This is a genomic window from Crossiella sp. NPDC003009, from assembly GCF_053591555.1.
Map to the genome: position 1 here is coordinate 1 of NZ_JBSFUA010000052.1, position 22,624 is coordinate 22,624.

Annotated in this window: 22 protein-coding genes; 7 read left to right on the forward strand and 15 right to left on the reverse strand. The window is 71.3% G+C overall.

Features of this window, described 5'->3' with window-relative positions:
• The coding region (locus ACWDY5_RS34995) for an alkaline phosphatase D family protein (protein ID WP_449726423.1) at nucleotides 1-851 on the reverse strand (851 nt) is incomplete at its 3' end.
• Between the two features lie 171 nt (nucleotides 852-1,022).
• On the opposite strand from ACWDY5_RS34995, the gene ACWDY5_RS35000 reads away from it, so the two are divergent.
• A complete protein-coding gene (locus tag ACWDY5_RS35000) occupies nucleotides 1,023-1,271 on the forward strand; it encodes a hypothetical protein (RefSeq protein WP_252486043.1) in 249 nt (82 codons plus the stop codon).
• Nucleotides 1,272-1,398: 127 nt separating this feature from the next.
• Here the strand turns inward: ACWDY5_RS35000 and ACWDY5_RS35005 are convergent, their stop codons facing one another.
• The 5 genes from ACWDY5_RS35005 to ACWDY5_RS35025 are packed head-to-tail and all read right to left on the reverse strand — an operon-like array spanning nucleotide 1,399 to nucleotide 5,819.
• Complete coding sequence (locus tag ACWDY5_RS35005; RefSeq protein ID WP_449726424.1) at nucleotides 1,399-1,776, reverse strand: DUF4233 domain-containing protein; 378 nt, start codon at nucleotides 1,774-1,776, stop codon at nucleotides 1,399-1,401.
• 16 nt (nucleotides 1,777-1,792) lie between these two features.
• The gene (gene folC / locus ACWDY5_RS35010) at nucleotides 1,793-3,169 is read right to left on the reverse strand and encodes a bifunctional tetrahydrofolate synthase/dihydrofolate synthase (RefSeq protein ID WP_449726425.1); all 1,377 of its coding nucleotides are present in this window, start codon (nucleotides 3,167-3,169) and stop codon (nucleotides 1,793-1,795) included.
• Nucleotides 3,170-3,195: 26 nt separating this feature from the next.
• Nucleotides 3,196-3,951, reverse strand: a complete 756-nt coding sequence (locus ACWDY5_RS35015; protein ID WP_449726426.1) for an FAD:protein FMN transferase — start codon at nucleotides 3,949-3,951, stop codon at nucleotides 3,196-3,198.
• Complete coding sequence (locus ACWDY5_RS35020) at nucleotides 3,951-4,430, reverse strand: FMN-binding protein (protein WP_449726427.1); 480 nt, start codon at nucleotides 4,428-4,430, stop codon at nucleotides 3,951-3,953. Before ACWDY5_RS35020 ends, ACWDY5_RS35015 begins: the two co-directional genes overlap by 1 nt.
• A 30-nt stretch (nucleotides 4,431-4,460) precedes the next feature.
• Complete coding sequence (locus tag ACWDY5_RS35025; RefSeq protein WP_449726428.1) at nucleotides 4,461-5,819, reverse strand: ferredoxin reductase family protein; 1,359 nt, start codon at nucleotides 5,817-5,819, stop codon at nucleotides 4,461-4,463.
• 162 nt (nucleotides 5,820-5,981) lie between these two features.
• On the opposite strand from ACWDY5_RS35025, the gene ACWDY5_RS35030 reads away from it, so the two are divergent.
• The 3 genes from ACWDY5_RS35030 (at nucleotide 5,982) to ACWDY5_RS35040 (ending at nucleotide 9,732) form a co-directional block, all read left to right on the forward strand.
• Nucleotides 5,982-6,689 (forward strand): response regulator transcription factor, encoded by a 708-nt coding sequence (locus tag ACWDY5_RS35030; RefSeq protein ID WP_252486049.1) that lies wholly within the window; start codon nucleotides 5,982-5,984, stop codon nucleotides 6,687-6,689.
• Nucleotides 6,686-8,143: a sensor histidine kinase gene (locus tag ACWDY5_RS35035; protein WP_449726429.1), complete on the forward strand. Its 1,458-nt coding sequence runs from the start codon at nucleotides 6,686-6,688 to the stop codon at nucleotides 8,141-8,143. The genes ACWDY5_RS35030 and ACWDY5_RS35035 overlap by 4 nt, the downstream gene beginning before the upstream one ends.
• An 83-nt stretch (nucleotides 8,144-8,226) precedes the next feature.
• A complete protein-coding gene (locus tag ACWDY5_RS35040; protein WP_449726430.1) occupies nucleotides 8,227-9,732 on the forward strand; it encodes an ATP-binding protein in 1,506 nt (501 codons plus the stop codon).
• Here the strand turns inward: ACWDY5_RS35040 and ACWDY5_RS35045 are convergent.
• Genes ACWDY5_RS35045 through ACWDY5_RS35060 form a run of 4 tightly spaced genes read right to left on the reverse strand, consistent with a single transcriptional unit; the run spans nucleotide 9,675 to nucleotide 15,082 of the window.
• On the reverse strand, nucleotides 9,675-10,556 hold the full coding sequence (locus ACWDY5_RS35045) for an oxygenase MpaB family protein (RefSeq protein WP_449726431.1): 882 nt from the start codon (nucleotides 10,554-10,556) through the stop codon (nucleotides 9,675-9,677). The two genes, ACWDY5_RS35040 and ACWDY5_RS35045, sit on opposite strands and share 58 nt — an antisense overlap.
• A complete protein-coding gene (locus ACWDY5_RS35050; protein WP_449726432.1) occupies nucleotides 10,553-11,836 on the reverse strand; it encodes an MAB_1171c family putative transporter in 1,284 nt (427 codons plus the stop codon). The genes ACWDY5_RS35045 and ACWDY5_RS35050 overlap by 4 nt, the downstream gene beginning before the upstream one ends.
• Nucleotides 11,833-12,408, reverse strand: a complete 576-nt coding sequence (locus tag ACWDY5_RS35055) for a hypothetical protein (RefSeq protein WP_449726433.1) — start codon at nucleotides 12,406-12,408, stop codon at nucleotides 11,833-11,835. The genes ACWDY5_RS35050 and ACWDY5_RS35055 overlap by 4 nt, the downstream gene beginning before the upstream one ends.
• A gap of 43 nt (nucleotides 12,409-12,451) precedes the next feature.
• The gene (locus ACWDY5_RS35060; RefSeq protein WP_449726434.1) at nucleotides 12,452-15,082 is read right to left on the reverse strand and encodes a valine--tRNA ligase; all 2,631 of its coding nucleotides are present in this window, start codon (nucleotides 15,080-15,082) and stop codon (nucleotides 12,452-12,454) included.
• Nucleotides 15,083-15,214: 132 nt separating this feature from the next.
• On the opposite strand from ACWDY5_RS35060, the gene ACWDY5_RS35065 reads away from it, so the two are divergent.
• The 3 genes from ACWDY5_RS35065 to ACWDY5_RS35075 all read left to right on the forward strand — a co-directional run bounded on the left by ACWDY5_RS35065 (nucleotide 15,215) and on the right by ACWDY5_RS35075 (nucleotide 19,324).
• Nucleotides 15,215-16,114, forward strand: a complete 900-nt coding sequence (locus ACWDY5_RS35065) for a hypothetical protein (RefSeq protein ID WP_449726435.1) — start codon at nucleotides 15,215-15,217, stop codon at nucleotides 16,112-16,114.
• A 74-nt stretch (nucleotides 16,115-16,188) separates the two neighbouring features.
• Nucleotides 16,189-16,959: a sugar phosphate isomerase/epimerase family protein gene (locus ACWDY5_RS35070; protein WP_449726436.1), complete on the forward strand. Its 771-nt coding sequence runs from the start codon at nucleotides 16,189-16,191 to the stop codon at nucleotides 16,957-16,959.
• Nucleotides 16,960-17,014: 55 nt separating this feature from the next.
• A complete protein-coding gene (locus tag ACWDY5_RS35075; protein WP_449726437.1) occupies nucleotides 17,015-19,324 on the forward strand; it encodes an FdhF/YdeP family oxidoreductase in 2,310 nt (769 codons plus the stop codon).
• A 4-nt stretch (nucleotides 19,325-19,328) separates the two neighbouring features.
• On the opposite strand, the gene ACWDY5_RS35080 is transcribed toward ACWDY5_RS35075, so the two are convergent.
• The 5 genes from ACWDY5_RS35080 to ACWDY5_RS35100 are packed head-to-tail and all read right to left on the reverse strand — an operon-like array spanning nucleotide 19,329 to nucleotide 22,539.
• Complete coding sequence (locus ACWDY5_RS35080; protein WP_449726438.1) at nucleotides 19,329-19,946, reverse strand: hypothetical protein; 618 nt, start codon at nucleotides 19,944-19,946, stop codon at nucleotides 19,329-19,331.
• Nucleotides 19,943-20,236 carry a hypothetical protein gene (locus tag ACWDY5_RS35085; RefSeq protein ID WP_449726439.1) on the reverse strand — a complete coding sequence of 98 codons (294 nt, stop codon included), beginning with the start codon at nucleotides 20,234-20,236 and terminating at the stop codon, nucleotides 19,943-19,945. Before ACWDY5_RS35085 ends, ACWDY5_RS35080 begins: the two co-directional genes overlap by 4 nt.
• A gap of 39 nt (nucleotides 20,237-20,275) precedes the next feature.
• Nucleotides 20,276-21,028 (reverse strand): VOC family protein, encoded by a 753-nt coding sequence (locus ACWDY5_RS35090; RefSeq protein ID WP_449726440.1) that lies wholly within the window; start codon nucleotides 21,026-21,028, stop codon nucleotides 20,276-20,278.
• A 24-nt stretch (nucleotides 21,029-21,052) separates the two neighbouring features.
• Nucleotides 21,053-21,166 (reverse strand): MFS transporter small subunit, encoded by a 114-nt coding sequence (locus ACWDY5_RS35095; RefSeq protein ID WP_449726441.1) that lies wholly within the window; start codon nucleotides 21,164-21,166, stop codon nucleotides 21,053-21,055.
• Nucleotides 21,166-22,539 (reverse strand): OFA family MFS transporter, encoded by a 1,374-nt coding sequence (locus tag ACWDY5_RS35100; protein WP_449726442.1) that lies wholly within the window; start codon nucleotides 22,537-22,539, stop codon nucleotides 21,166-21,168. The genes ACWDY5_RS35095 and ACWDY5_RS35100 overlap by 1 nt, the downstream gene beginning before the upstream one ends.
• Nucleotides 22,540-22,624: the final 85 nt, after the last annotated feature.

Sequence of the window (22,624 nt, forward strand, 5' to 3'; positions counted from 1 at the left end):
GCTGTGTTTGGGCACGTCAGAGGCGCTTTCGAGCTGCACGCTCCTGGTCCTTCCCGTGGTTGACGACCGTTGTGCGACGACGTAACGTCGCGGTCGTCCCACTGGTTCAGCTGCGGGACCTGGGCGTTGAACCGGCGCACGTGCTCGTCGAGCAGGTTGTAGGCGAACTGGCCCCGGTACTCCGCCAGGGTCTCGGCGACCTTGGTCTTCTCCGGCGTGACCAGGTTGCGCCAGGTGCGGCCGTCGGGCAGCAGCACGGTCTCGCTGAGCGGGCCGTCGGAGTAGACGGTGTCGCCGCTGCACAGGAAGAAGTCCGGGCGCAGCGCGGCCATCCGGGAGTAGATGGTCATGCCGCCCAGGTCGGGGTTGATGCCCCAGCCCTGGCCGACGATGTCGCCGGACCACAGGAAGTTGACGTCCTGGCGGCCGCGCGGGGCGGTGCGGAAGGAGCCGAGCACCGGCTCGCTGGCCGCGCGGCCGTCGAGCTCGCAGGCGGTCACCCGGACGTGGTAGTCGCGGCCCGCGGTGAGTCCGGCGACCCGGAGCTCGCCGGTGCCGTCGGTGGCCGGGGTGAGCGCCGGGCCCCAGAACTGGCGGGCGTGCCGGAAGCTCTCGTCCCTGGCGACCTCGACGCGCAGCCGGGACGGGCGGTCGGCGCGGGCCCAGACCACCGCGGAGTCCCCGTCGACCTCGCCGAACTGGATGCCGTGGCTGAGTCGGGGGCGGGCGCTGGGCACGAGCGGGGCAGCGGAGACGGTGGTGGGCAGCAGCAGGCCGGTGGCGATCGCCCCGGCGCCCGCCGCGCCGTAACGCAGCAGGGAGCGTCGGTTCAGTCCTGGGGTTTCGGGCACTCCCGGGTTGTAGTCGCCGAGTGCGGCCAGTGGTCAACGGACAGGCGGACACCAGGTGAACCTGTCCTCCGACCGAATGAAGCCGCGCAACCCGATTGGGCTCTTTTCCGTCTAGAGATGTGACGGGCTTGTCGGGGGCCCGGCGAGAAGGGGTTGCGCATGGAGAAACACATGACCGCCCTCCGTTTCCTGGTGGCCGCCGGCTGGTCCGGCACCCCACTGGGCGATGCACGCGATCCGGACGCCCTGCTGTACGTGCGCAGGCTCGGTGTCATCGCGGACGCGGTGCTGGTCCTCGGGCCCGAGGAGGCCGAGGCGAAACGGATGATCGACGGCCGGGTGACCTGGCAGGTCAGCGGTTCGGTCGCCGAGGTCGTCGACGCGGTACTGGAGCTGCCGCATCTACTAGTCGCCGGCTGACTGTGCAAGCCGGGGCTCCCTGGAACCGGGCACTTGTCCACAACCGGGGAGTTGTCCACAGCCAGCCACGCTCCCCATGGTCCCACTCCAGTTGACTGTGTCATGGTCCTGGAGTGGGACCCCCGGCTCAGCTCTGAGCCGCCGCGGCAGCCAGGCTGCGGGCCAGTTCCCGCCGGAGCCAGAGGAGGTACGCCCAGATCAACGCGAAGATGACCCCGAGCACGCCGAGGGTGAACACGACGAAGCCGCCCGCGATCATCGCTGCCTGAAGCGCCACCGCGACCCACACTCCCCAGGGGAAGCGGATCAGCCCGGCGCACAGCAGCATCGCCACTGCCAGGCAGGTGACCAGGACCCCGCCGGTGGTGCCGATGCCGCCGCCAAGCTTGGCGATCACCGGTAGCGCCAGGGCCACCACGATCGCCTCCATGATCAGGGTGCCCATCATGATGCCGCGGAGGGCCTTGGCCGGGTTCTTCATCGGCTTGGGTGCGCCGTGGCTCATGGCCGAACCTTCCTGCTCACGCTGGGGCCTTTCCGAGCAGCGCGCGGGTCTCGCCCGCGGTGACCACGGAGCCGGTGACCACGACGCCGCCGCCGTAGACCGGCTCGTCCGGGTTGTCGGTCTCCTCGGCCAGGCGGATCGCGGCCTCCAGCGCGTCGGGCAGGTGCGCCTCGACCAAGATCCGGTCCTCGCCGAAGATCGGCATGGCCAGGGCGGCCAGGTCGTCGACGTCCATGGCCCTCGGCGAGGAGTTCTGGGTCAGCACGATCTCGTGTGCGACGGGCTCGAGCTCGGTGAGGATGCCGGTGGCGTCCTTGTCGCCCATGACGCTGACCACCGCGACCAGCTTGCGGAAGCCGAACTCGGCCTCCAGCGCGGCGGCCAGTGCCTTGGCCCCGTGCGGGTTGTGCGCGGCGTCGACCAGCACGGTCGGCGCGGTGCGCAGGCGTTCCAGCCTGCCGGGTGAGGCGACGGTGGCGAAGGCCTCGCGGATGGTCTCGATGTTGAGCTGGCGGTCCGGGCCCGCGCCGAAGAACGCCTCGACCGCGGCCAGGGCGAGCGCGGCGTTGTCGGCCTGGTGCGCGCCGTGCAGGGGCAGGAAGACGTCCTCGTAGACGCCGCCCAGTCCCTGCAGGCGCAGCAGCTGGCCGCCGACGGCGACCTCGCGCTGGAGCACGCCGAACTCCGCGCCCTGGCGGGCGATGACGGCGTCGGCCTCGGCCACCTGCCGGAGCACCTCGGTGGCGGCCTCGGGCTGCTGTTCGGCCATCACCACGGTGGCGCCGGGCTTGATGATCCCGGCCTTCTCCTTGGCGATGCCGGCCAGGTCGCCGCCGAGGTAGTCGACGTGGTCGATGGCGATCGGGCAGATCACCGCGACCCGGCCGTCGGCGACGTTGGTGGCGTCCCAGCTGCCGCCGAGGCCGACCTCGACCACGGCCACGTCCACCGGGGCGTCGGCGAAGGCGGCGAAGGCCATGCCGGTGAGCACCTCGAACTTGCTCATCGGCACCGGCTGGCGGCCGTCGACCAGGGACACGTACGGCTCGACGTCCCGGTAGACCTCGACGTAGCGGTCGGGGCCGATCGGGGCGCCGTCCACGCTGATCCGCTCGGTGGCGAGCTGGAGGTGCGGGCTGGTGTAGCGGCCGGTACGCAGACCGATCCTGGTGAACAGGGCGTCGATCATGCGTGAGGTCGAGGTCTTGGCGTTGGTGCCCGCGATGTGCACGACCGGGTAAGAGCGCTGGGGGTCGCCGAGCAGTTCGGTCAGCAGGCGGATCCGGTCCAGCGAGGGCTCGATCTTCGTTTCCGGCCAGCGGGTGTCCAGCTCCGCCTCGACCGCGCGTAGTGCGGCCAGCGCCTGCACCGCCTCGGTCTGACTGTCTGTCACGTCGTCCGAGTCTACGTACCCGCCAATCAGGCCAGCGGCAGGCCCGGCGAGCTGACCACGGTCCGGTCGGCGCGCACCGCGAACACCGAGCAGCCCGGCTGCTCGGCCGCCCAGCCGATGCCCTCCTCGCCGAGGGCGAAGGCGGCGGTGGCGGTGGTGTCCGCGGTGGTGAGGTCGGCGGCGAGCACCGTCACACTCAGCAGCGGGCGGCGCGGCGGCAGGCCGGTGCGGCCGTCCACGATGTGCGCGCCGCGTTCGTAGGCGGCCGAGGTGGCCACCGCGGCGTCGCCGAGGGCGAGCACGCCGCAGAGCTGGTCGGCCTGGTCGGGGTGCCGGATGCCGACCCGCCAGCGCCGGCCGGGGGCGGGTTCGCCCGCGGTGACCACGTCGCCACCGGCGTTGAGGCAGAAGTCACGGGCCCCGCACCGGCGCAGCAGCCCGGCGGCGCGGTGCACGGCCCAGCCCTTGACCACCGCGCACGGGTCCAGCTCGCGGCCGGGCAGCCAGGCGCGGAAGGCGCCGCCGGTGCGGTGCTGGTAGTTCGCGCACACCTGGAGCACGTACCGCAGGTCCAGGCTCAGCTGGTCCTCGGCCAGCTCACCGCGGCCGAACCGGCTGACCTCGCTGTCCGGCCGGAACGGGCTGAACCGGGCGTCCACCTCGCGCAGCCAGTCGAACACCCGCCGCACCGGTTCCTCGCCAAGCCGCTCGTCCCGCAGGTCCACCGACACCGGCAGGCCCATCACCTGCTCCACCCTGCGCACCGAGCCGGCCACCCTCATCAGCGCCCCTTCGCGTCGATCGCGGCCTGCAGCGACCGCGCGTAGGCCTGGCTGGTCTGGGTGGCGCCGGAGACGGTGTCGATGTCGGCGCTCTGCGCGGTCAGCGCGGACTGCCGCAGCCGGGGCAGCGCGCCCTGGGTGCGGGTGCTGGTGGGCGCGCGCAGCGTGCGGACCTCGGTGATCCGGTCGCCGGTGAAGGTGACCTGGACCTGCACCGAGCCGTAGCTGGTGGCCTCGGTCGAGCCGGTGGCGCTGGTGGTGGCGGACTGGCCGGAGCCGTCGGGCGTGCTGGTCGCGCCGGGCGGCGGGGTGCCGGAGCCCGCCGCACCCGGGTCCGCGGCGCCCGGGTCTGTGGCGCCGGGATCAGGGGTGCCGGGGTCGGCGAGCACGGCGGTGCTCTCGTGCGGGGTGGCCTCGAAGCGCCACAGCGGGATGAGCCCGACGACGGTCAGCAGCAGGGCGGGGACTACCCGGCGCATGGGGAGGGTTCCTCTCAGGAGTGGGGTGGGTCAGCTGGCGAGGCTGAAGCGCTCCGCGTGCACCTGGTCGCGGGGCAGGCCGAGCTCGCGCAGGCCGCGCAGCACCGCGTCGGTCATCGGCGGCGGGCCGCAGACGAACACGTCCCGGGAGCCGATGTCGGGCACCAGGGCGGCCAGGTTGGCCGCGCCGAGCAGCGGGCCGTGCTCGGTCTCCGCGTCGTGGGGACCGGTGAGCAGGTGCAGGATCGCGCCGCGGGCCTGGGCCAGCTCGGCCAGCTCCCGGTACAGCACCGCGTCGCCCTGGGCGCGGACCCGGTACAGCACCACCACGTGGCCGGTCATGTCCTCCAGCAGCGCGCGCACCGGGGTGACACCGACCCCGCCGGCGACCAGCACCGCGTGCGGGGTGCGCTGGTGCAGCGTGGTGAACGCGCCGTATGGCCCCTCGGCGAAGACCCTGGTGCCGGGCTGGATGTGCCGCAGGCCCGCGCTGCCGGGGCCGAGGGCCTTGGCGGTCAGGCGCAGCGTGCGGCCGTCCGGCGCGGCGGAGAGCGAGAACGGGTTCGCCTGCCACCAGCGGTCCTTGGTCAGGAAGCGCCACAGGAAGAACTGGCCGGCGCGGGCGGGCAGGCGGTGCAGGTCGCGGCCGGTGATGTAGACCGAGACCACGTTGTCCGACTCGGGCACCACCGCGGTCACCCGGAACTGGTGCCGCAGGTTGCGCCACAGCGGCAGCAGCAGCCTGCCCAGCACCACCGCGCCGAGCGCGGCACCCCACAGCGCCCACCAGTAGCCGCGGGCGAAGGCCGAACCGGCGAAGGTGCGCCCGGCCGCGATCTGGTGGCCGAAGGCCAGCACCACCGCGAGGTAGGTGTAGAGGTGGATGAAGTGCCAGGTCTCGTAGGCCAGCCTGCGCCGGGCCGCGCGCACCGACACCGCGCCGACCATGATGATCAGCAGCAGCGCCACGATCGCGCGCAGCACACCGTCCACAGTGGTCGCCAGCTCGGCGAACTGGGTGACCACCGGCAGGTTCTCCGCCTGCGCGTAGCCGTAGGTGATGAACACCGCGTGCGCCAGCAGTGTCCACAACAGACCGAAGCCGGTCCACCGGTGCCAGGAGGTCAGCCGGTCCATGCCGATCCGCCGGTCCAGCCAGGGCAGCCTGGCCACCAGCAGCAGCTGGAAAGCCATGATCAGCGCGGCGTAGAGGCCGGTGAGGCGGCCGATGAGGATCAGCGCGTTGTCGTCGAACCCGGCGTTGGCGAACAACACCGCGACCACGGCCGCGTTCGCCGCCAGCAGCAGGTACAGACCGGTGCGGGCGAGGACCCTTGGCCGCACGGTCGGCGCCTGCGGGGCGGGCGCGGGGGCTTCAAGCGTTGTCACGGGTCTGCTCCTGCTTCGGCTCGGCTGGGGGTCGGCTTCGGTTGCGAGCCTGGTCGGCGAAGCTGTGTCCACGCTGTCCCGAAGCTGTCGACTTGCTGTCTCGTGACCGTGCGGGCCGGTCACGGCCTCGCCGCGGGGCCCGGACTGACGCACCATGGGCGGGTGAGCAACGACAACCAGGTCCGTCTGCTGGTGGTGGACGACGAGCCGCACATCGCCGACCTCGTGGCCACGGTGGCCCGCTACGAGGGCTGGCGGGCGGCGACGGCGGGCACCGGCGCGGAGGCGTTGCGGCAGGCGGCCGCGTTCAGCCCGGACATCGTGGTGCTCGACCTGATGCTGCCCGACCTGGACGGGTTCACCGTGCTGGACCGGTTGCGGGAAAGCGGTTCACTGGTCCCGGTGGTCTTCCTCACCGCCAAGGACGGCACCGCGGACCGGATCGTCGGCCTCACCCGCGGCGGCGACGACTACCTGGTCAAGCCCTTCTCGGTGGAGGAGCTGATGGCCAGGCTGCGCGCGGTGCTCCGGCGCAGCACCGCCCAGGCCTGGACGCCGCAGGCGCGCTCGGTGCTCCAGGTCGCCGACCTGACCCTGGACGAGGACACCAGGGAGGTCCGCAGGGCGGGCAAGCTGGCCACCCTGACCCCCACCGAGTACGAGCTGCTGCGCTACCTGATGCGCCGCTCCCCCGCGGTGCTGACCAAGGCGCAGATCCTGGACCACGTCTGGGAGTACGACTTCGGCGGCCGCTCCAACGTGGTCGAGCTGGTCATCTCGCACCTGCGCCGCAAGGTCGACAACGGCCACGAGCCGCTGATCCACACCATGCGCGGCGTCGGCTACGCCCTGCGCCAGGCCGTCCAGTGAGCCTGTGGGGCCGCTGGCGGACGGCCTGGCGGCGCACCCGGCTGGGCACCAGGCTGTCCCTGGCGCTGGGCGCGCTGTCGCTGGTGGTCTTCGCCGTGGTGGGCACCGTGATGGTGACCAGCATGGAGGAGTACCTGGCCGGCAAGCTGGACGAGCAGATGAAGAAGAGCCAGGTCGAGCAGACCGCGGCCTGGCGGGAGAAGGGCGCGCCGCAGCCGCCGTGGTCCTGGCAGTCGGTGCTCTTCGACATGCGCGGCGGCAAGCCGCAGCCGGTCTCGGCCACCAACGGCACCACCCAGCAGGACATCGACAAGCTGGCCAAGGTCGCCGAGGAGGTGCACGGCCAGGACGAGGACATCTACAAAACCCTGAACCTGTACGGGAAACAGGGCTCCTACCGGGTGCGCGCCTGCACCATCACCAACACCCAGGTGCTGGTCAGCGCGGCGCCGAGGGACGACCTGGACAACACAATCAACTGGTTCATCACCGTGTGCGTGGCCATGTTCCTGGTGGCGCTGCTGGTGCTGGTGGTCTCCGGCCGCCTGGTGCTGCGCAGGGGCCTGCGCCCGCTGGCGCAGATGGCGGGCACCGCGCACGACATCCGCTCGCACGACCTCACCGACTCCGCCCAGCTCCCGGTGCGCGCCACTGGCGATGGCGGGGGCGGGGTGGAGGTGGAGGAGCTGCGCAGCGCGTTCAACCTGATGCTGGAGCACATCGACTCCTCGCTGGCCGCCCGCACCGCCGCCGAGCAGCGGCTGCGCCGGTTCGTCGCGGACGCCTCGCACGAGCTGCGCACCCCGCTGACCTCCATCCGCGGCTACGCCGACCTGTTCAAGTACGCCGCGGCCAACGAGCCCGCCGAGCGCGACCGGCACCTGGCCCGCATCCGCGAGGAGGCGGCCAGGATGACGCTCCTGCTGGACGACCTGCTGCTGCTGGCCCGCCTGGACGCCGCCGAGGTCGAGGAACCCCTGCGCCCGGAGGACATCGACCTGGTCGCACTGGCCAACGCCGCCGCCGACGCCTACCGCGCCGCCCGCCCCGGCCACCCGCTGACCGTGGTGCTGGCCCAGGACCACCTGGCCCTGCGCGCCGACCCGATGCGCCTGCGCCAGGTACTGGACAACCTGCTGACCAACGCCGCCGTGCACACCCCGCCCGGCACCGAGGTCGAGCTCGCGGTCTGGACCGCCGACGGGAACGCCCTGGTCCGGATCACCGACAACGGCCCCGGCATCCCGCCCGCCGACCAGGAACGCATCTTCGACCGCTTCTACCGGGTGGACGACTCCCGCTCCCGCGACAAGGGCGGCAGCGGCCTCGGCCTGGCCGTGGTCCGGTCCCTGGTGACCGCGCACGGTGGCACGGTCGAGCTGACCAGCGAACCGGGCCGCACCAGCTTCCTGCTCCGTTTCCCGCTGAGCCGCACACCCAATTCCGAACACTGAGCGAACTCGAACGGATACCGTCGGCTACTGTAAGCTCTACTGTCAACTTGCAAGTTAACAGTAGAGAGTAGGGTTTCGAGTTCGTGGACACGCGGGACCTGACCTCGGCAATCGCCCGGCTGCGCCGGCTCGGTGGCGAGCCGGCCGAGGTCGAGGTGAAGTCAGCGGCGGGCGGCCTGCCCAAGAGTCTCCTGCCCACCCTGTCCGCGTTCGCCAACACCAACGGCGGGCTGGTCGTCCTCGGCCTCGACGAGCAGCGGAACTTCGCACCGGTCCCGCTGGCCACGCCGGCCAAGCTGCGCGACGACCTGGTCTCCCAAGCCTGTACCGACCTGGAACCGGCGCTGCGCCCCGCCACCGACATCCTCGAGTTCGAGGGCCACCTGCTGGTCGTCGCCGAGATCAGCCCGCTGCCCTCGGCGGTCCGCCCGTGCTACATCAGCGCGAAGGGCATCAGCACCGGCTCCTACGTCCGGGTCGGCGACGGTGACCGCCGGATGACCCAGGCGGAGATCGGCCTGGCCTTCGCCAACCGGGAACAGCCCGTGTTCGACCGGGAACCGGTCAGTCAGGCAACGCTCGACGACCTGGACCGCACCGAGTTGCTGCGCACCATCGAGCGGGTCAAACAGACCTCTCGTGCGTTCGCCGACACTGACGAACTGAGCACCCTGGAGCGGTTGCGAGTACTCGTTCGCGACGATCGGGACGCGCTCGTCCCCTCCCTGGGCGGCCTGCTGACCTTCGGCCGGTACCCGCAGCAGTTCTTCCCGCAGCTGACCGTCTCGGTGGTGGCCCACCCGGACCAGGAGCCCACCGAGGCTGGGCCGCGGTTCGCCGACAACCCGGTCATCCGGGGCGCCATCCCGGATCTGGTCGCCGACGTCATCTCAGTGATCGCCAGGAACACCCGCACCCGAGGTTTCATCACCTCTGGCGGACGCCGGGAACAACGTGACTACCCGCTCACCGCCGTCCGGGAGGCGGTGGTCAACGCGCTGCTGCACCGGGACTACAGCCCCATCACCCGCGGCACCCAGGTGCAGCTCGACCTGCACCCCGACCGCCTGGAGGTCCGCAGCCCCGGTGGCCTGTACGGGCCGGTGGTCCTGGGCGACCTGGGTCTGGAGGGGGTTTCCTCTTCCCGCAACGGGTTCCTCGCCTCGCTGCTGACGGATGTGTTCCTGCCGGGCAGTGATCGGCTGGTCGCGGAGAACCGCGCCTCGGGGATTCCGGCCATGATCCGCGAGCTGCGGCACTCCGGCATGGACGCGCCGGTGTTCCGCAACTTCCCCAACCGGTTCGAGGTCGAGTTCAGGCGCGCGACGCAGCCTCGCCGGAGCACCGACGGCGGCGGCAGGGCGAGGAGCGCCGTCGCGGCCGCCCTCCGCGAGCTCGGCTCGGCGCGGAGCAGCGACCTGGTCAAGGCCACCGGGTTCTCCCGGCCCACGGTGGCCGACAAGCTCAACGAGCTGATCGGCACGGGTCAGGTGGAGGTGCGTGGCTCGCTCAAGAGCCCGCGGCGCACCTACTACTGGCTCGAGGCCCCCGGCGCGCGCGGCGTGGCCGGCCCCAGATCTGAGAGCTGATATCCGTCGGGATAGGCCTTCATCTGTCCGCCAGGCGTGAACGAGCTGGTGCTGCGCGGTTTCAGGAACCGCTGCACGACCGCGCGCAGCCGGAAGCCCAGCTTGACTGCGGTGCGCAGCGCCCACGGCGTTCGCGGCACGCCCAGTGCCCGGCGCAGGGGTTCGTCGTCGATGACGTCGAGCAGGGCCAGGCCGAGCAGGCGGCCGAGGGGGCGGGCCCGGGGTGGGAAGCGGTCGGCGATGAGCTGCTGGGAGGCGCGCAGCAGGCGGGTGTTGGCCGGGGTGTGTGCGAAGTGCTCGCGTTCGTAGGTGTCGAACCAGTGCTCGTACTTCGCCCAGCTGTCCGGGATGTCCCTGATGCCCATGCGGGCGCCCAGCTCGCGGTAGAAGTGGTAGGCGGCGATGCGTTCGGCCTCGACCGGGCGGCGCCAGCCGTAGCGGTCCAGCCAGCGGAACGGCACGAACATGAAGGTGCCCAGCACGTACAGGTAGTCGTCGTTGCTGATGGTCCACGGGCGGTGCGCGCCGTTGGTGACCCGCAGCGCGGTGCGGGCGCGGGGGTGGTCGAAGCCGTGCTCGACCATCTCGAAGATCAGCAGGCCGGTGTCCTCGGCGCGTTTGACCGGGTCGTGCTCGATGTGGCCGGTGTGCGCGAGCAGGCCGGAGATCGAGGGCACCGCGTAGGTGCGGTAGAAGGCCAGCTGCAGGGCGATGCTGACGTCGAAGGTGAACTCGTACAGCGCGGTCAGCCGGTAGATCTCGGCGTAGTCGCGTTCGGGGTCCAACTCCTGGATGCGCGCCAGGTGCACGAGTCGTCGTTTCATCGTCCGGCCTTCTCCCGTGCGCTGGTGGTCTCGGCGAGCACCTGCCGGACCACGGGGTCCCTGCCGAACGCGCGGGTGATCGCGCGCCACCGGTCCACCAGGTCGGCCAGGTCCTCCGCGCCCGCGGCGCTGCCCAGGGGATTGTCCGTCACGTCCGGCAGGCCCAGTTCTCGGCGGCGCAGCGCGACCGCGTACCCGGCGGCCGCGGTCAGCGCGGGCAGGGCTTCCTCGGGCAGGCCCCGCGCCCGGCCCAGTTCCCCGGCGCGGGCCAGGACCTCGGGCGGGATGGCCGAGCGGAGCTGTTTGCCGCCGTCCTCCAGCTCGATCAGCCTGCGGTAGAGCCTGCGCCGGCCGTGCCGCAGGTCGCGCAGGTCGGCCCAGCGGGACCGCGGCGGGTCCAGGGTGATCTCCGGCAGCACCGCGGCGAAGCGCGCCCACAGCGGGTAGAGCGCGTGGTGCGCGCGCAGGAACCGCCACCAGGCCGCGGTCGCGCCGGTCAGCCGGACCAGCGGCGCGCAGTGCCTGCGCAGCCACCTGGCCACCGTCTCGCCCAGCGCGCACGCGGTCACGCCCAGGGTGGCCAGCGCGCAGGCCGCGGGCATCAGCCAGCCCTCCACCGAGTCCGCGGTCCAGGCCGGGGTGACGCGGAGCAGCACCATGAGCTGGAAGGCCAGCTTGTGCGCGCAGAAGGCCAGCGTGAACACGTGCGCCAGGACTTGCAGCCGCAGCCCGATGAACAGCCACCACAGGTCCCTGGCCTTGGTGGACCACTGCCAGGCCAGCCGCATCAGGTTCAGCGCCGCCCAGCCCAGGTACAGGCTGAAGGTGGCGAAGGCCAGCGCGGCCACCGGGTCGCCGGGTCCACCGGCCTCGTTGCGACCGGCCGGGCCGTGCAGGAAGTCGCGGGCACGCGGGGCCTCGGCGAAGAGCAGCAACATCACCGAGGTGACCACGAGCAGCACCAGCGCCTGCCGCGCGGCCCGGCGAGCGGCCTCGGCGGGTTCCTCGATGGAGTACAGGAAGAACACCTGGATCAGGTACGCGGTGCCCAGCACCAGCACGTGCTGCACCGGCCAGGCCAGGTTGAAGCCGACCTGGTTGATCACCGGGTAGACCACCGGCAGCTGCACCGACAGCGCGAGGGCCAGCGCCAGGCAGCCCAGCAGCAGCGCGCGCACCGCGGGGTTGCCCGCGCGGCCGATCAGCTGGCGCAGCCTGGTCAGCACGGTGGCCAGGGTGGCCAGCACCACGGCCAGCACGAGTAGCCCGGTCGCGCTCACTGCTGGCCTGGCCCCAGGCCCTGCGCCAGCCGGTCGATCACCTGCGCCTCGTGCGGCGGCAGCCGCTTGGCCCTGCGGCCCAGCACCCGGCCGCCCTCGGCGTCGAGCAGCCGGGCGGAGAACTGGGTGGCGAAGCTCTCCGCCTCCCGCTCCTGGATGTCCTGGAACCCGGCCCGGCACAGCGCCTTGCCCAGCAGTTCCGCCCGCCGGGCCTCGTTGAAGTGCGGGAACAGCAGCCGCAGCATCGGCAGCCTGGGCTGGCCGCTGTCGCCGATGCTGCGGTGCTCCAGCACCAGGTGGCCGATCTCGTGCAGGATCGTGTTCTGCTGGTGCAGCGCCGAGGTGGTGTCGTCGTAGAAGACGTAGTCGGCGTCGAAGGCCGAGACCAGCAGCCCGTCGAACGGCGCGACCCGCCCGCCCAGCACCTGGCTCAGCGGCATCAGCTCGATCGGATGGCCGCGCGCCGCACCCAGGTCCCGGCAGAACGCGCCGACCTCGAACGGGCGGGGCGGCGCCACCGAGGAGAACACCTGGTCCAGGACGCGTTCCACCCTGGCATGTGCTTCGGTCATGCGCTCGCCCCCTCACCCGTTCATGGCGCGGGTGGCCAGCTAATCAGGCCGACGGCAGGGAAGCCAACCGCGCGGTGATCCGTTCGATCTCGGCTTCGGCCGCCGCCTTGCGCTCGGTGATCTTCTCCACCACCGCGGCGGGCGCCTTGTCGGTGAACGCCGGGTTGTTCAGCTTGGCCACGCAGCCCGCGAGCTCCTTCTCGTTCACCGCGAGGTCCTTGGCCAGCCGCTTGCGCTCAGCCGCGACATCGATGGTGCCGGAGGTGTCCAGCTCGATGGTGACCGTGCCGGTGGGCAGGTTCAGCTCGAAGTCGGCCGAGGCGGTGAAGCCCTCACCCGGCTCGTCCAGCTTCACCAGCGCGCGGACCGAGGCGGTCAGCGCGGTCAACCCGGCGGCGTCCATCCCGGAGAGCCGGGTGGCCACCCGCTGACCGGGCTTGATGCCCTGGTCCGAGCGGAACCGGCGGATCTCGGTGACCAACTGCTGGACGGCCGCGATCCGTTCCGCGGCAACGGGGTCAGCCGTCGCGCCGGAGACCGTCGGCCATGCCGCGACGACCAGCGACTCCGCACCGGTGAGCGCGGTCCACAGCGTCTCGGTGAGGTACGGGGAGACCGGGTGCAGCAGGCGCAGCACCACGTCGAGGACGTGGCCGAGCACCGCGCGGGTGGCCGCCGCCCGGTCGTCGCCCAGCTGGACCTTGGCCAGCTCCAGGTACCAGTCGCAGAACTCGTCCCAGACGAAGTGGTAGAGCGCCTCGGTGGACTTGGCGAACTGGTAGTCGTCCAGCAGACCGTCCACTTCGGACACCAGCGAGTCCAGCCGGTCCAGGATCCACCGGTCGGCGTCGGTGAGCGACTCCCGCGCGGGCACCGGCTCGGCGACCGTGGCGCCGTTCATCATGGCGAACCTGGTGGCGTTCCACAGCTTCGTGCCGAAGTTGCGGGAACCGGCGACCCACTCCTCGCTGATCGGCACGTCGGTGCCGGGGTTGGCGCCGCGGGCCATGGTGAAGCGCAGCGCGTCGGTGCCGAAGCGGTCCATCCAGTCCAGCGGGTCGACCACGTTGCCGATGGTCTTGGACATCTTCTTGCCGTACTGGTCCCGGACCATGCCGTGCAGCGCGATGGTGTGGAACGGCGGCACGCCGTCCATCGCGTACAGGCCGAACATCATCATCCGGATGACCCAGAAGAACAGGATGTCGTAGCCGGTGACCAGGACGCTGGTCGGATAGAACTTGGCCAGGTCGTCGGTTTTCTCCGGCCAGCCCAGCGTGGAGAACGGCCACAGCCCCGAGGAGAACCAGGTGTCCAGCACGTCTTCGTCCTGGCGCCAGCCCTCGCCCGCCGGCGGCTGCTCGTCGGGGCCGAGGCAGATCTGCTCGCCGTCAGGGCCGTACCAGACCGGGATCCGGTGGCCCCACCACAGCTGGCGGGAGATGCACCAGTCGTGCAAGTTGTCGACCCAGTCGAAGTAGCGCGTGGCCATCTCCGGCGGGTTGATCGCGACCTTGCCCTCGCGGACCGCGTCGCCCGCGGCCTTGGCCAGCGGGCCGACCTTGACGAACCACTGGAGCGACAGCCGCGGCTCGATCGGCTCCTTGGACCGCGAGCTGTGCCCGACGCTGTGCAGGTACGGCCGCTTCTCCGCGACGATCCGGCCCTGCGCGCGCAGCGCCTCGCGGATGGCCACCCGCGCCTCGAACCGGTCCATGCCGTCGAACTCGGTGCCGCTGTTCGCGATCCGGCCCTGCTCGTCCATGATCGTCGGCATCGGCAGCTGGTGCCGCTTGCCGATCTCGAAGTCGTTCGGGTCGTGCGCGGGGGTCACCTTGACCGCGCCGGTGCCGAACTCCGGGTCGACGTGCTCATCGGCCACGACCGGGATCTTGCGCCCGGTCAGCGGCAGCTCGATCAGCGTGCCGATGAGGTGCTGGTACCGCTCGTCGGCCGGGTGCACCGCGACCGCGGTGTCGCCCAGCATGGTCTCCACCCGGGTGGTGGCGACCACGATCGAGGCGTCCCCGTCGCCGTAGCGCATGGAGACGAGCTCGCCCTCGACCTCATCGTGGTCGACTTCGGCGTCGGAGAGCACCGAGCGCAGCACGGGCGACCAGTTGACCAGCCGCTCGGCCCGGTAGATCAGGCCCTCGTCGTAGAGCTTCTTGAAGATGGTCAGGACCGCGCGGTTGGACTTCTCGTCCATGGTGAAGCGGTCCCTGGTCCAGTCCACGCTGTCGCCGAGGCGGCGCATCTGGGCCAGGATCTTGCCGCCGTACTCGGCCTTCCACTCCCAGGTGCGCTCGATGAAGGCCTCTCGGCCCAGCTCACGGCGGCTGGTGCCCTCGGCCGCGAGCTGCTTCTCCACCAGCGCGTGCACCGCGATGGAGGCGTGGTCCATGCCCGGCAGCCACAGCGTCTCGAAGCCCTGCATCCGCTTGCGCCGGATGATCAGGTCGATCAGCGTGTGCTCGAAGGCGTGCCCGATGTGCAGGCTGCCGGTGACGTTGGGCGGCGGGATGACGATGGTGAACGGGGGCTTGTCACTGCCCGCGTCGGGGGTGAAGTAGCCGCGCTCGACCCAGCGCTGGTACAGCTCGCCCTCTACCTCCGCCGGGGAGAACTGGGCGGGGAGATCGGTACGGGCCTGCTGCGGAAGGGTCTCGGTCACAGTCGTAGATTCTACGGGGGCTGCGGAAACGGGATTCCCGCTGGTCGCACCGAGCCCCACCAGCGACAAGCCTCGCTGGTGACAGCCGGGCGCTGCTAACCTCGGCACGTTTTCACTCGATCGGGGGGTGACATGGGCGAGGACCCTCAGGTTCGCGCGACAAAGCGCCGTGCCTTCTGGCGTCGCAACGGCGGCCGTTTCCTGGGATTCGGCCTGGTCATCGCCCTGGGCGCGACCGGAGTCGTGCTGCAGCGCGCGGGCCTGCTGACCGGCCTGACCCCCGACGCCAGCGGCTCCTCCGCCACCAGCACCCCCAGGGTCAACCTGACCACCCCGTTCCTGGGCACCGAGGCCGGGCCGTGGCCCGACGGCGCGGCCGGGATCACCGTGCCGGAGACCGGCCCGCTCGGGAAGTACAGCGCGGCCCAGGTGAGGGCCTTCGGCGAGCGGGTGCGCCAGGTGCTGATCACCGGCAGGCTGGACCGCAGGGTGATCGTGGAGGGCCAGACCGAGCACGTGTTCAAGCTGCTCGCGCCCGAGGCGCAGGAGCAGTACGACGAGCACCGGGAGAAGGAGAAGCTGCCCGTCGACGGCGGCTCGTACCTGTACACCCGGATCGCGCCCGGGTACAAGCTGCTCAAGGTCGAGCCCAAGGTGAAGGGCGAGATGAAGCTGTTCGTGGACGGCAAGGGCAAGTTGACGGCCGGCACGAACTACGTCTTCGCCTTCGCGTTCGAGCCCGAACAGGCGGAGAAGATCAGCGATCCGCACGAGATCATCGCGATCCAGCGGCGCGCGGGCGAGTGGACGCTGGAGGACAACCCGCAGATCCGCAAGAGCCAGCACGGGCTGTGGTGGGGCGAGAAGTTCGACGGCTACGACTACCTGATGAGCTGCGCGGAGTCGGAGAAGGAGCTGCTGGCTCCTACTTACCGGGAGAAGCAGAAGCCGGGTGGGCCGACGGCCAAGCATGATCGGAAGCACTACTTCGACCCGAACAGCCCGTTGGACGATGAGGACGGGTGCAAGTAGCCGGGCTCGGGTGACGAGCAGCTCGGTTAGGATGCCCGGAAAGCGCATTCCGCTGGTAGTCGCAAGGAGATGCCGTGATCGTTCCTGGGCTGGTCTCGGTGACCTTCCGGCAGCTGGGTGTGCCCGAGGTGGTGCGGCTGGTCGAAGAAGCCGGGTTGTCGGCGATCGAGTGGGGTGGCGACATCCACGTCCCGGCCGGTGATCTTGTCGCCGCCGAGGCCACCCGCAAGCTGACCGCTCAGGCCGGGCTGGCCGTGGCCGCCTACGGCTCCTACTACCGGGCCGGGCACAGCGATCCCGCCGAGCTGGCGCCGGTGGTGCGCACCGCGGCCGTGCTGGGCGCGCCGCTGATCCGGGTGTGGGCCGGGAAGCTCGGGTCCGCAGAAGCCAGTCCGGATGAGCGGGCGGCGACCGTGCACGCGTTGCGGCGCGCGGCCGAGGCAGCCGCGGAGGTGGGCATCCGGATCGCGGTGGAGTACCACCGGAACACGCTGACCGACACGCTGGCCTCGGCGACCGCGTTGTTCGCCGAGGTGGACCAGGCTGAGGTGGTGCCGTACTGGCAGCCGGCCGGTGGGCAGGACCTGGACTCCGCGCTGACCGAGGTGCGGGCGCTGCTGCCGGAGCTGGTGACCGCGCACGTGTTCAGCTGGGGTCCAGGTGGTGGGAAGGACCGGCTGCCGCTGGCCGATCGGGAAGACCTGTGGCGACCGGTGCTCGCCGAGCTCGCCGCGGACGGGCGGGACCGGTTCGCGCTGGTAGAGTTCGTGCCGGACGATTCTCCGGCGAGCTTCCGGCGGGACGCGGCGGTGCTGCGGGAATGGCTTGCTACTCCGGACGGGTGAAGTGTGGGCTACGCCCGATTGGTGGTTTGCGGGCACCCGAGCGCAGGATGGTGCCATGGCGCGTGAGGCACCCGAACACGATGTCGACGAGACCGAGCTGTCGGTCTCCCGGCCCAAGCAGTGGGCCGCCGGGATCCCCGGGGTCCTGGTCTCGCTGCGGCACGGCGTCGAGCAGATGGGCGCGCTGCGCTCGGCCCGCACCCTGCGGCTGCTGAACCAGCGCGAAGGCTACGACTGTCCCGGCTGCGCCTGGCCGGAAGCCCAGGGGCACCGCAAGGTGGCCGAGTTCTGCGAGAACGGCGCCAAGGCGGTGGCCGAGGAGGCGACCAAGCGCACCGTGGGCCGGGAGTTCTTCGCCGCGCACCCGGTCCGCGAGCTGGCGGCCAAGACCGACTACTGGCTGGGCCAGCAGGGCAGGCTGACCGAGCCGATGGTGCTGCGGCCCGGCGGCACCCACTACGAGCCGATCTCCTGGGACAGCGCCTTCGAGCTGCTGGCCGAGGAGCTGCGCGGGCTGCCCTCGCCGGATGACGCGATCTTCTACACCTCCGGCCGCACCAGCAACGAGGCCGCGTTCCTGTGGCAGCTGTTCGCGCGCAGCCTGGGCACGAACAACCTGCCGGACTGCTCCAACATGTGCCACGAGTCCTCCGGCGCGGCGCTGAAGGAGACCATCGGCATCGGCAAGGGCTCGGTCAGCCTGGCCGACCTGGAGTCCGCGGACCTGATCGTGGTGGTGGGCCAGAACCCGGGCACCAACCACCCGCGCATGCTGTCCTCGCTGGAGCAGGCCAAGCAGCGCGGCGCGAAGATCGTCGCGGTGAACCCGTTGCCCGAGGCCGGGCTGATGCGGTTCAAGAACCCGCAGAACGTGCGCGGCCTGATCGGGCGGGGCACCCCGCTGGCCGACCTGTTCCTGCAGATCCGCCTCGGCGGCGACCTGGCGCTGTTCCAGGCCGTCGGGCACCTGCTGCTGCTGGCCGAGCGGGCCGCGCCGGGCACCGTGGTGGACTGGGACTTCGTGCAGCGGCACACGCACGGTTTCGAGGCCTACGCCGAGCACCTGCAGCAGCTGGACTGGTCCGAGGTGGACCGGGCGACCGGCTTGTCCCGCAAGGAGATCGCCCGGTTCAGCCGGATGCTGATGGACTCCGAGCGCACGGTGATCTGCTGGGCGATGGGGCTCACCCAGCACAAGCACTCGGTGCCCACCATCCAGGAGGTCATGAACGTCCTGCTGACCAGGGGCATGATCGGCAAGCCGGGCGCGGGCGTGTGCCCGGTGCGCGGGCACTCCAACGTGCAAGGCGACCGCACCATGGGCGTGTGGGAGAAGATGCCGGAGGAGTTCCTGGCCGCGCTGGAGCACGAGTTCCACATCACCGTGCCGCGCAGGCACGGCTTCGACACGGTGGAGTCGTTGCGCGCCATGCGGGACGGGCACGCCAGGGTGTTCCTGGCCATGGGCGGCAACTTCGCCGCGGCCACCCCGGACAGCGAGGTCAGCGAGGCCGCGCTGCGCAACTGCTCGCTGACCGTGCAGGTCTCCACCAAGTTGAACCGCTCGCACGTGGTGCACGGCCGCACCGCGCTGATCTTCCCGACCCTGGGCCGCACCGACCGCGATCCGCAGGCCGGCAAGGACCAGTTCGTCACGGTCGAGGACTCGATGTCGGTGGTGCACCGCTCCCGCGGGCGGCTCAAGCCGTCCTCTCCGGCGCTGCTCTCCGAGGTGGCGATCATCTGCCGGGCCGCGCGGGCGACCCTTGGCGACGGGCACCCGGTGCCGTGGGCGCAGTTCGAGCGCGACTACGACAAGATCAGGGACCGGATCGCCCGCGTGGTACCGGGTTTCGCCGACTTCAACCGCAGGGTCCGCCAGCCGGACGGCTTCGTGCTGCCGCACCCGCCGAGGGACTCCCGCACCTTCGAGACCAGCACCGGCCGGGCCAACCTGACGGTGAACACCTTCGAGGCCCCCGAACTGCCCGCAGGCCGCCTGCTGTTGCAGACCGTGCGCAGCCACGACCAGTACAACACCACCATCTACGGCCTGGACGACCGCTACCGGGGCGTGCAGGACGGTCGCAGGGTGGTGTTCGTGAACCCGGAGGACCTGGCCGAGCTGGAGATCCCGGACGGCACGATCGTGGACCTGATCAGCGAGTGGGCGGAGGACCCGCAGAAGATCAAGGAACGCAGGGCCGAGCGGTTCCGGGTGATCGCCTACCCGACCGCGCGCGGCTGCGCGGCGGCCTACTTCCCCGAGGCCAACGCCCTGGTGCCGCTGGATGCCACGGCGCGGGTGTCCAACACGCCGATGTCCAAGTCGATCGTGGTCCGGCTGGAGCCGCGCCGGGCCTAGCGGGTCAGCGGTGTGTGGCCAGTTCCCTGGCCGCGGCCACCCCGCCGTCCTGGACCCGGCGCAGGCCCTCGGCCACCGCGTCGGCGTCCGCGCGCACCGACTCCAGCAGCGCGGCCGAGTCAGTCAGCGCGTCCGCCACCAGCGCGGTGAAGGCCAGCGCGCCACCGGGATCCAGGTGCAGCACCGGCAGCACCAGGCTCACCCGGTGGCTGAGGTCGACGAAGCGCTGGTGCAGTTCCTCGTGCTCGCGCCTGGCCTGGGCGAACCGCTCGGCGTGCCCGGACAGCAGCGCGGAGATCGCGGCCAGGACCTCCGCGTCCTCACCGAGCTTGCGGCCCTGGGTGGTGATCACCGCGGCCGCCTCGGCCGCCGCTTCCCCTTGCCAGGGCACGGTTTGCGCGTACTCGGCGAGCAGCTCGGCCCCGGTGTCGCGCAGTTCGGTGGCGGCCGGCCGGTAGGCCGCGGCCAGGTCGGCAAGGCGGGCCGCGTCGCCGGTGAGCGGGCCGAGCCGGGCCATGCCCATCCGGATGGTGTCCTCGATGGTGCCCAGGGTGATCGTCTCGGCCAGGTTGGCCAGCATGGTGGCCCGCTCGGCCAGGTCGTGGCGGTCGCCCCGGCTCACTGCGGGACCTGCCAGAAGCCTTGCGCGTCATCGGCGGTGGCGTACCCGGCCAGGGTGTCCCTGGCCTGGTTGACCAGGGCGTCGATGGCGTTGATCCGGCCGCGCAGGTTGTCGAAGAGGTGCTGCTGGAAGGCCAGGTGCGCCGCGCCGGCCTCGGTGGTCGCGAAGGTCGCGCCGTCCCTGGTGCCGGTGTCCCAGCTCTTGCGGGTGGCCTCGATGTCCTTGACCGCCAAGGACAACCGCCGGGCCAGCGCGCGCAGCTCCTCGTGGTCGAGGCCGTATCCGTTCATAGCCGGGCCAGGCTATCGGGTTCGGCCGCGGCGTGGGGCTCAATCCGGCAGGTGCAGCACCGCGAACTCCGCGCCCCACGGGTCGGCCAGCACGGCCATCCGCCCGTAGGCGGTGTCGCTGGGCTGCTCCACTACCGAGCCGCCGAGCTCGGTGGCCCTGGCCGCGGTGGCGTCCACATCGGACGTTCCGAAGTAGACCAGCCAGTGCGGCCGCTCTTCCTCCCGGTGCACCGGCTCGGCGCTGGCCACCTGCCGCTCGCCCAGCTGGAACACCGGGTACTCCGGCGCGCCCCGCACCTCGCTGAAGGTGTAGTCGAAGACGTTGGCGTAGAAGGACTTCGCCGTGGCCACATCAGTGGTGCGCAGCTCGTTCCAGACCAGCGCGCCCGGCTCGTTGACCAGCCCCGCGCCCCGGTGCTTGTCCGGCTGCCAGAACCCGATCAGCGCGCCGGTGGGATCGGCGGCCAGCGCCATCGAGCCGAAGTCACCGATCGGCATCGGCTCCACCACCACGGTGCCCCCGGCCGCACGTACCCGCTCAACGGTCCCGGCCAGGTCCTCGGTGTGCAGGTAGGTGCCCCACATCGGGGGCGCGTCCGGCTGGGCCGGACCGAGGCCCGCGATCACGTGACCGTCCAGCAGCGCGTTGGTGTAGTGGGCGAAGCGCTCCTCGCCGACCTCGTAAGCCCAGCCGAACAGGCCGGTGTAGAACCGCCTGGCCCCGTCCGTGTCCGGCGTGGACACATCGACCCAGCTGGGCACGCCCGTGGTGTACTCGTGCTGTTGCGGCATCGCGTTTCCCTTCGTGCGGTGTCCTCAGCCAGTGAACAGCTGAGTCACCTTCCGCACCAGTTCGAAAAGCCCGTAGGCGAACGGCAGCCCGACCCACAGCCAGGCGAAGACCAGGACCGGCCGGTACTTCGGGTTCATCAGACCGCCTCCGCCTTGCTCGCCGCGGCCTCGCCGGCCGGCGGCCGCTGGGGTTCGTGGAACCTCGGGTGCACCGGGCGGACCAGCTCGTTGGCGATGAAGCCGACCACCAGCAGGCCGATCACGATGTAGAGCGAGGTGGTGTAGAGCGCGGGCCCCGACTTGCCGGCCGCCTTCTGCGCGTCCGCGATGGCGTTGATGATCAGCGGCCCGAGCACCCCGGCCAGCGACCAAGCAGTGAGCAGGCGGCCGTGGATGGCGCCGACCTGGTAGGTGCCGAACAGGTCCTTGAGGTAGGCCGGGATGGTGGCGAACCCGCCGCCGTAGAAGGACAGGATCACCATGGCGCACACCACGAACAGCGGCGTGGACACATCACCGGCCAGCGCGATGGTCAGGTAGAGCAGCCCGCCGACACCCAGGTAGAGGCGGTAGATGTTCTTGCGCCCCACCAGGTCCGAGGTGGAGGACCAGACGAACCGGCCGGCCATGTTGGTCAGCGACAGCAGCGCGACGAACCCGGCCGCCGCGCCGGCGCTGACCGGCAGCGCGGAGTCGGCGAAGAAGTCCCTGATCATCGGCGCGGCCTTCTCCAGGATGCCGATGCCCGCGGTCACGTTGAAGCACAGCACCACCCACAGGCACCAGAACTGCGGGGTGCGGATGGCGTTGTTGGCCGACACCTGGGCAGTGGTGATCATGCGGCCCGCCGCGGCCGCCTTCGGCTGCCAGCCCTTCGGTTTCCAGTCCGGCGCGGGCACCCGGACCAGCAGCACGCCAACGGACATGAACACCGCGTAGACCAGGCCGTGCGTGATGAAGGTCTGCGCGATGCCGGTGACGTCCTTGCCGAAGCCGTCCAGCATGGCCGCCGACCAGGGCGAGGCGATCAGCGCGCCGCCGCCGAAACCCATGATGGCGATCCCGGTGGCCATGCCCGGCCGGTCCGGGAACCACTTGATCAGGGTGGACACCGGGGAGATGTAACCGATGCCGAGCCCGATCCCGCCGATGCCGCCGTAACCCAGCACCACCAGCCAGTACTGCCGGGTGGCCACGCCCAGCGCGGCGATCAGGAAGCCGGAGGAGAAGCACACCGTGGAGACGAACATGGCCCAGCGCGGCCCGTTGCGCTCCACCAGGGTGCCGCCGAAGGCCGCGGACAGGCCGAGCATCACGATGCCGAGCTGGAAGGGCAGCGCGCTCGCGGTGCCGGAGAGCGACAGCGCGCCCTCCAGCGGCGACTTGAACACGCTCCACGCGTAGGCCTGCCCGATCGCCAGGTGCACCGACAACGCGGCGGGCGGGATCAGCCAGCGGCTCCAGCCAGGTGGCGCGACCACCCGGGAGCGGTCCAGGAAACCGAGGGCCACAGCACACCTCCAGGCATATGGTTGAAGTGGCAACCTGGTGCGCAACCTAGGCTGTGCGTACCAGGTTGTACAGGGTCGGGAGGTC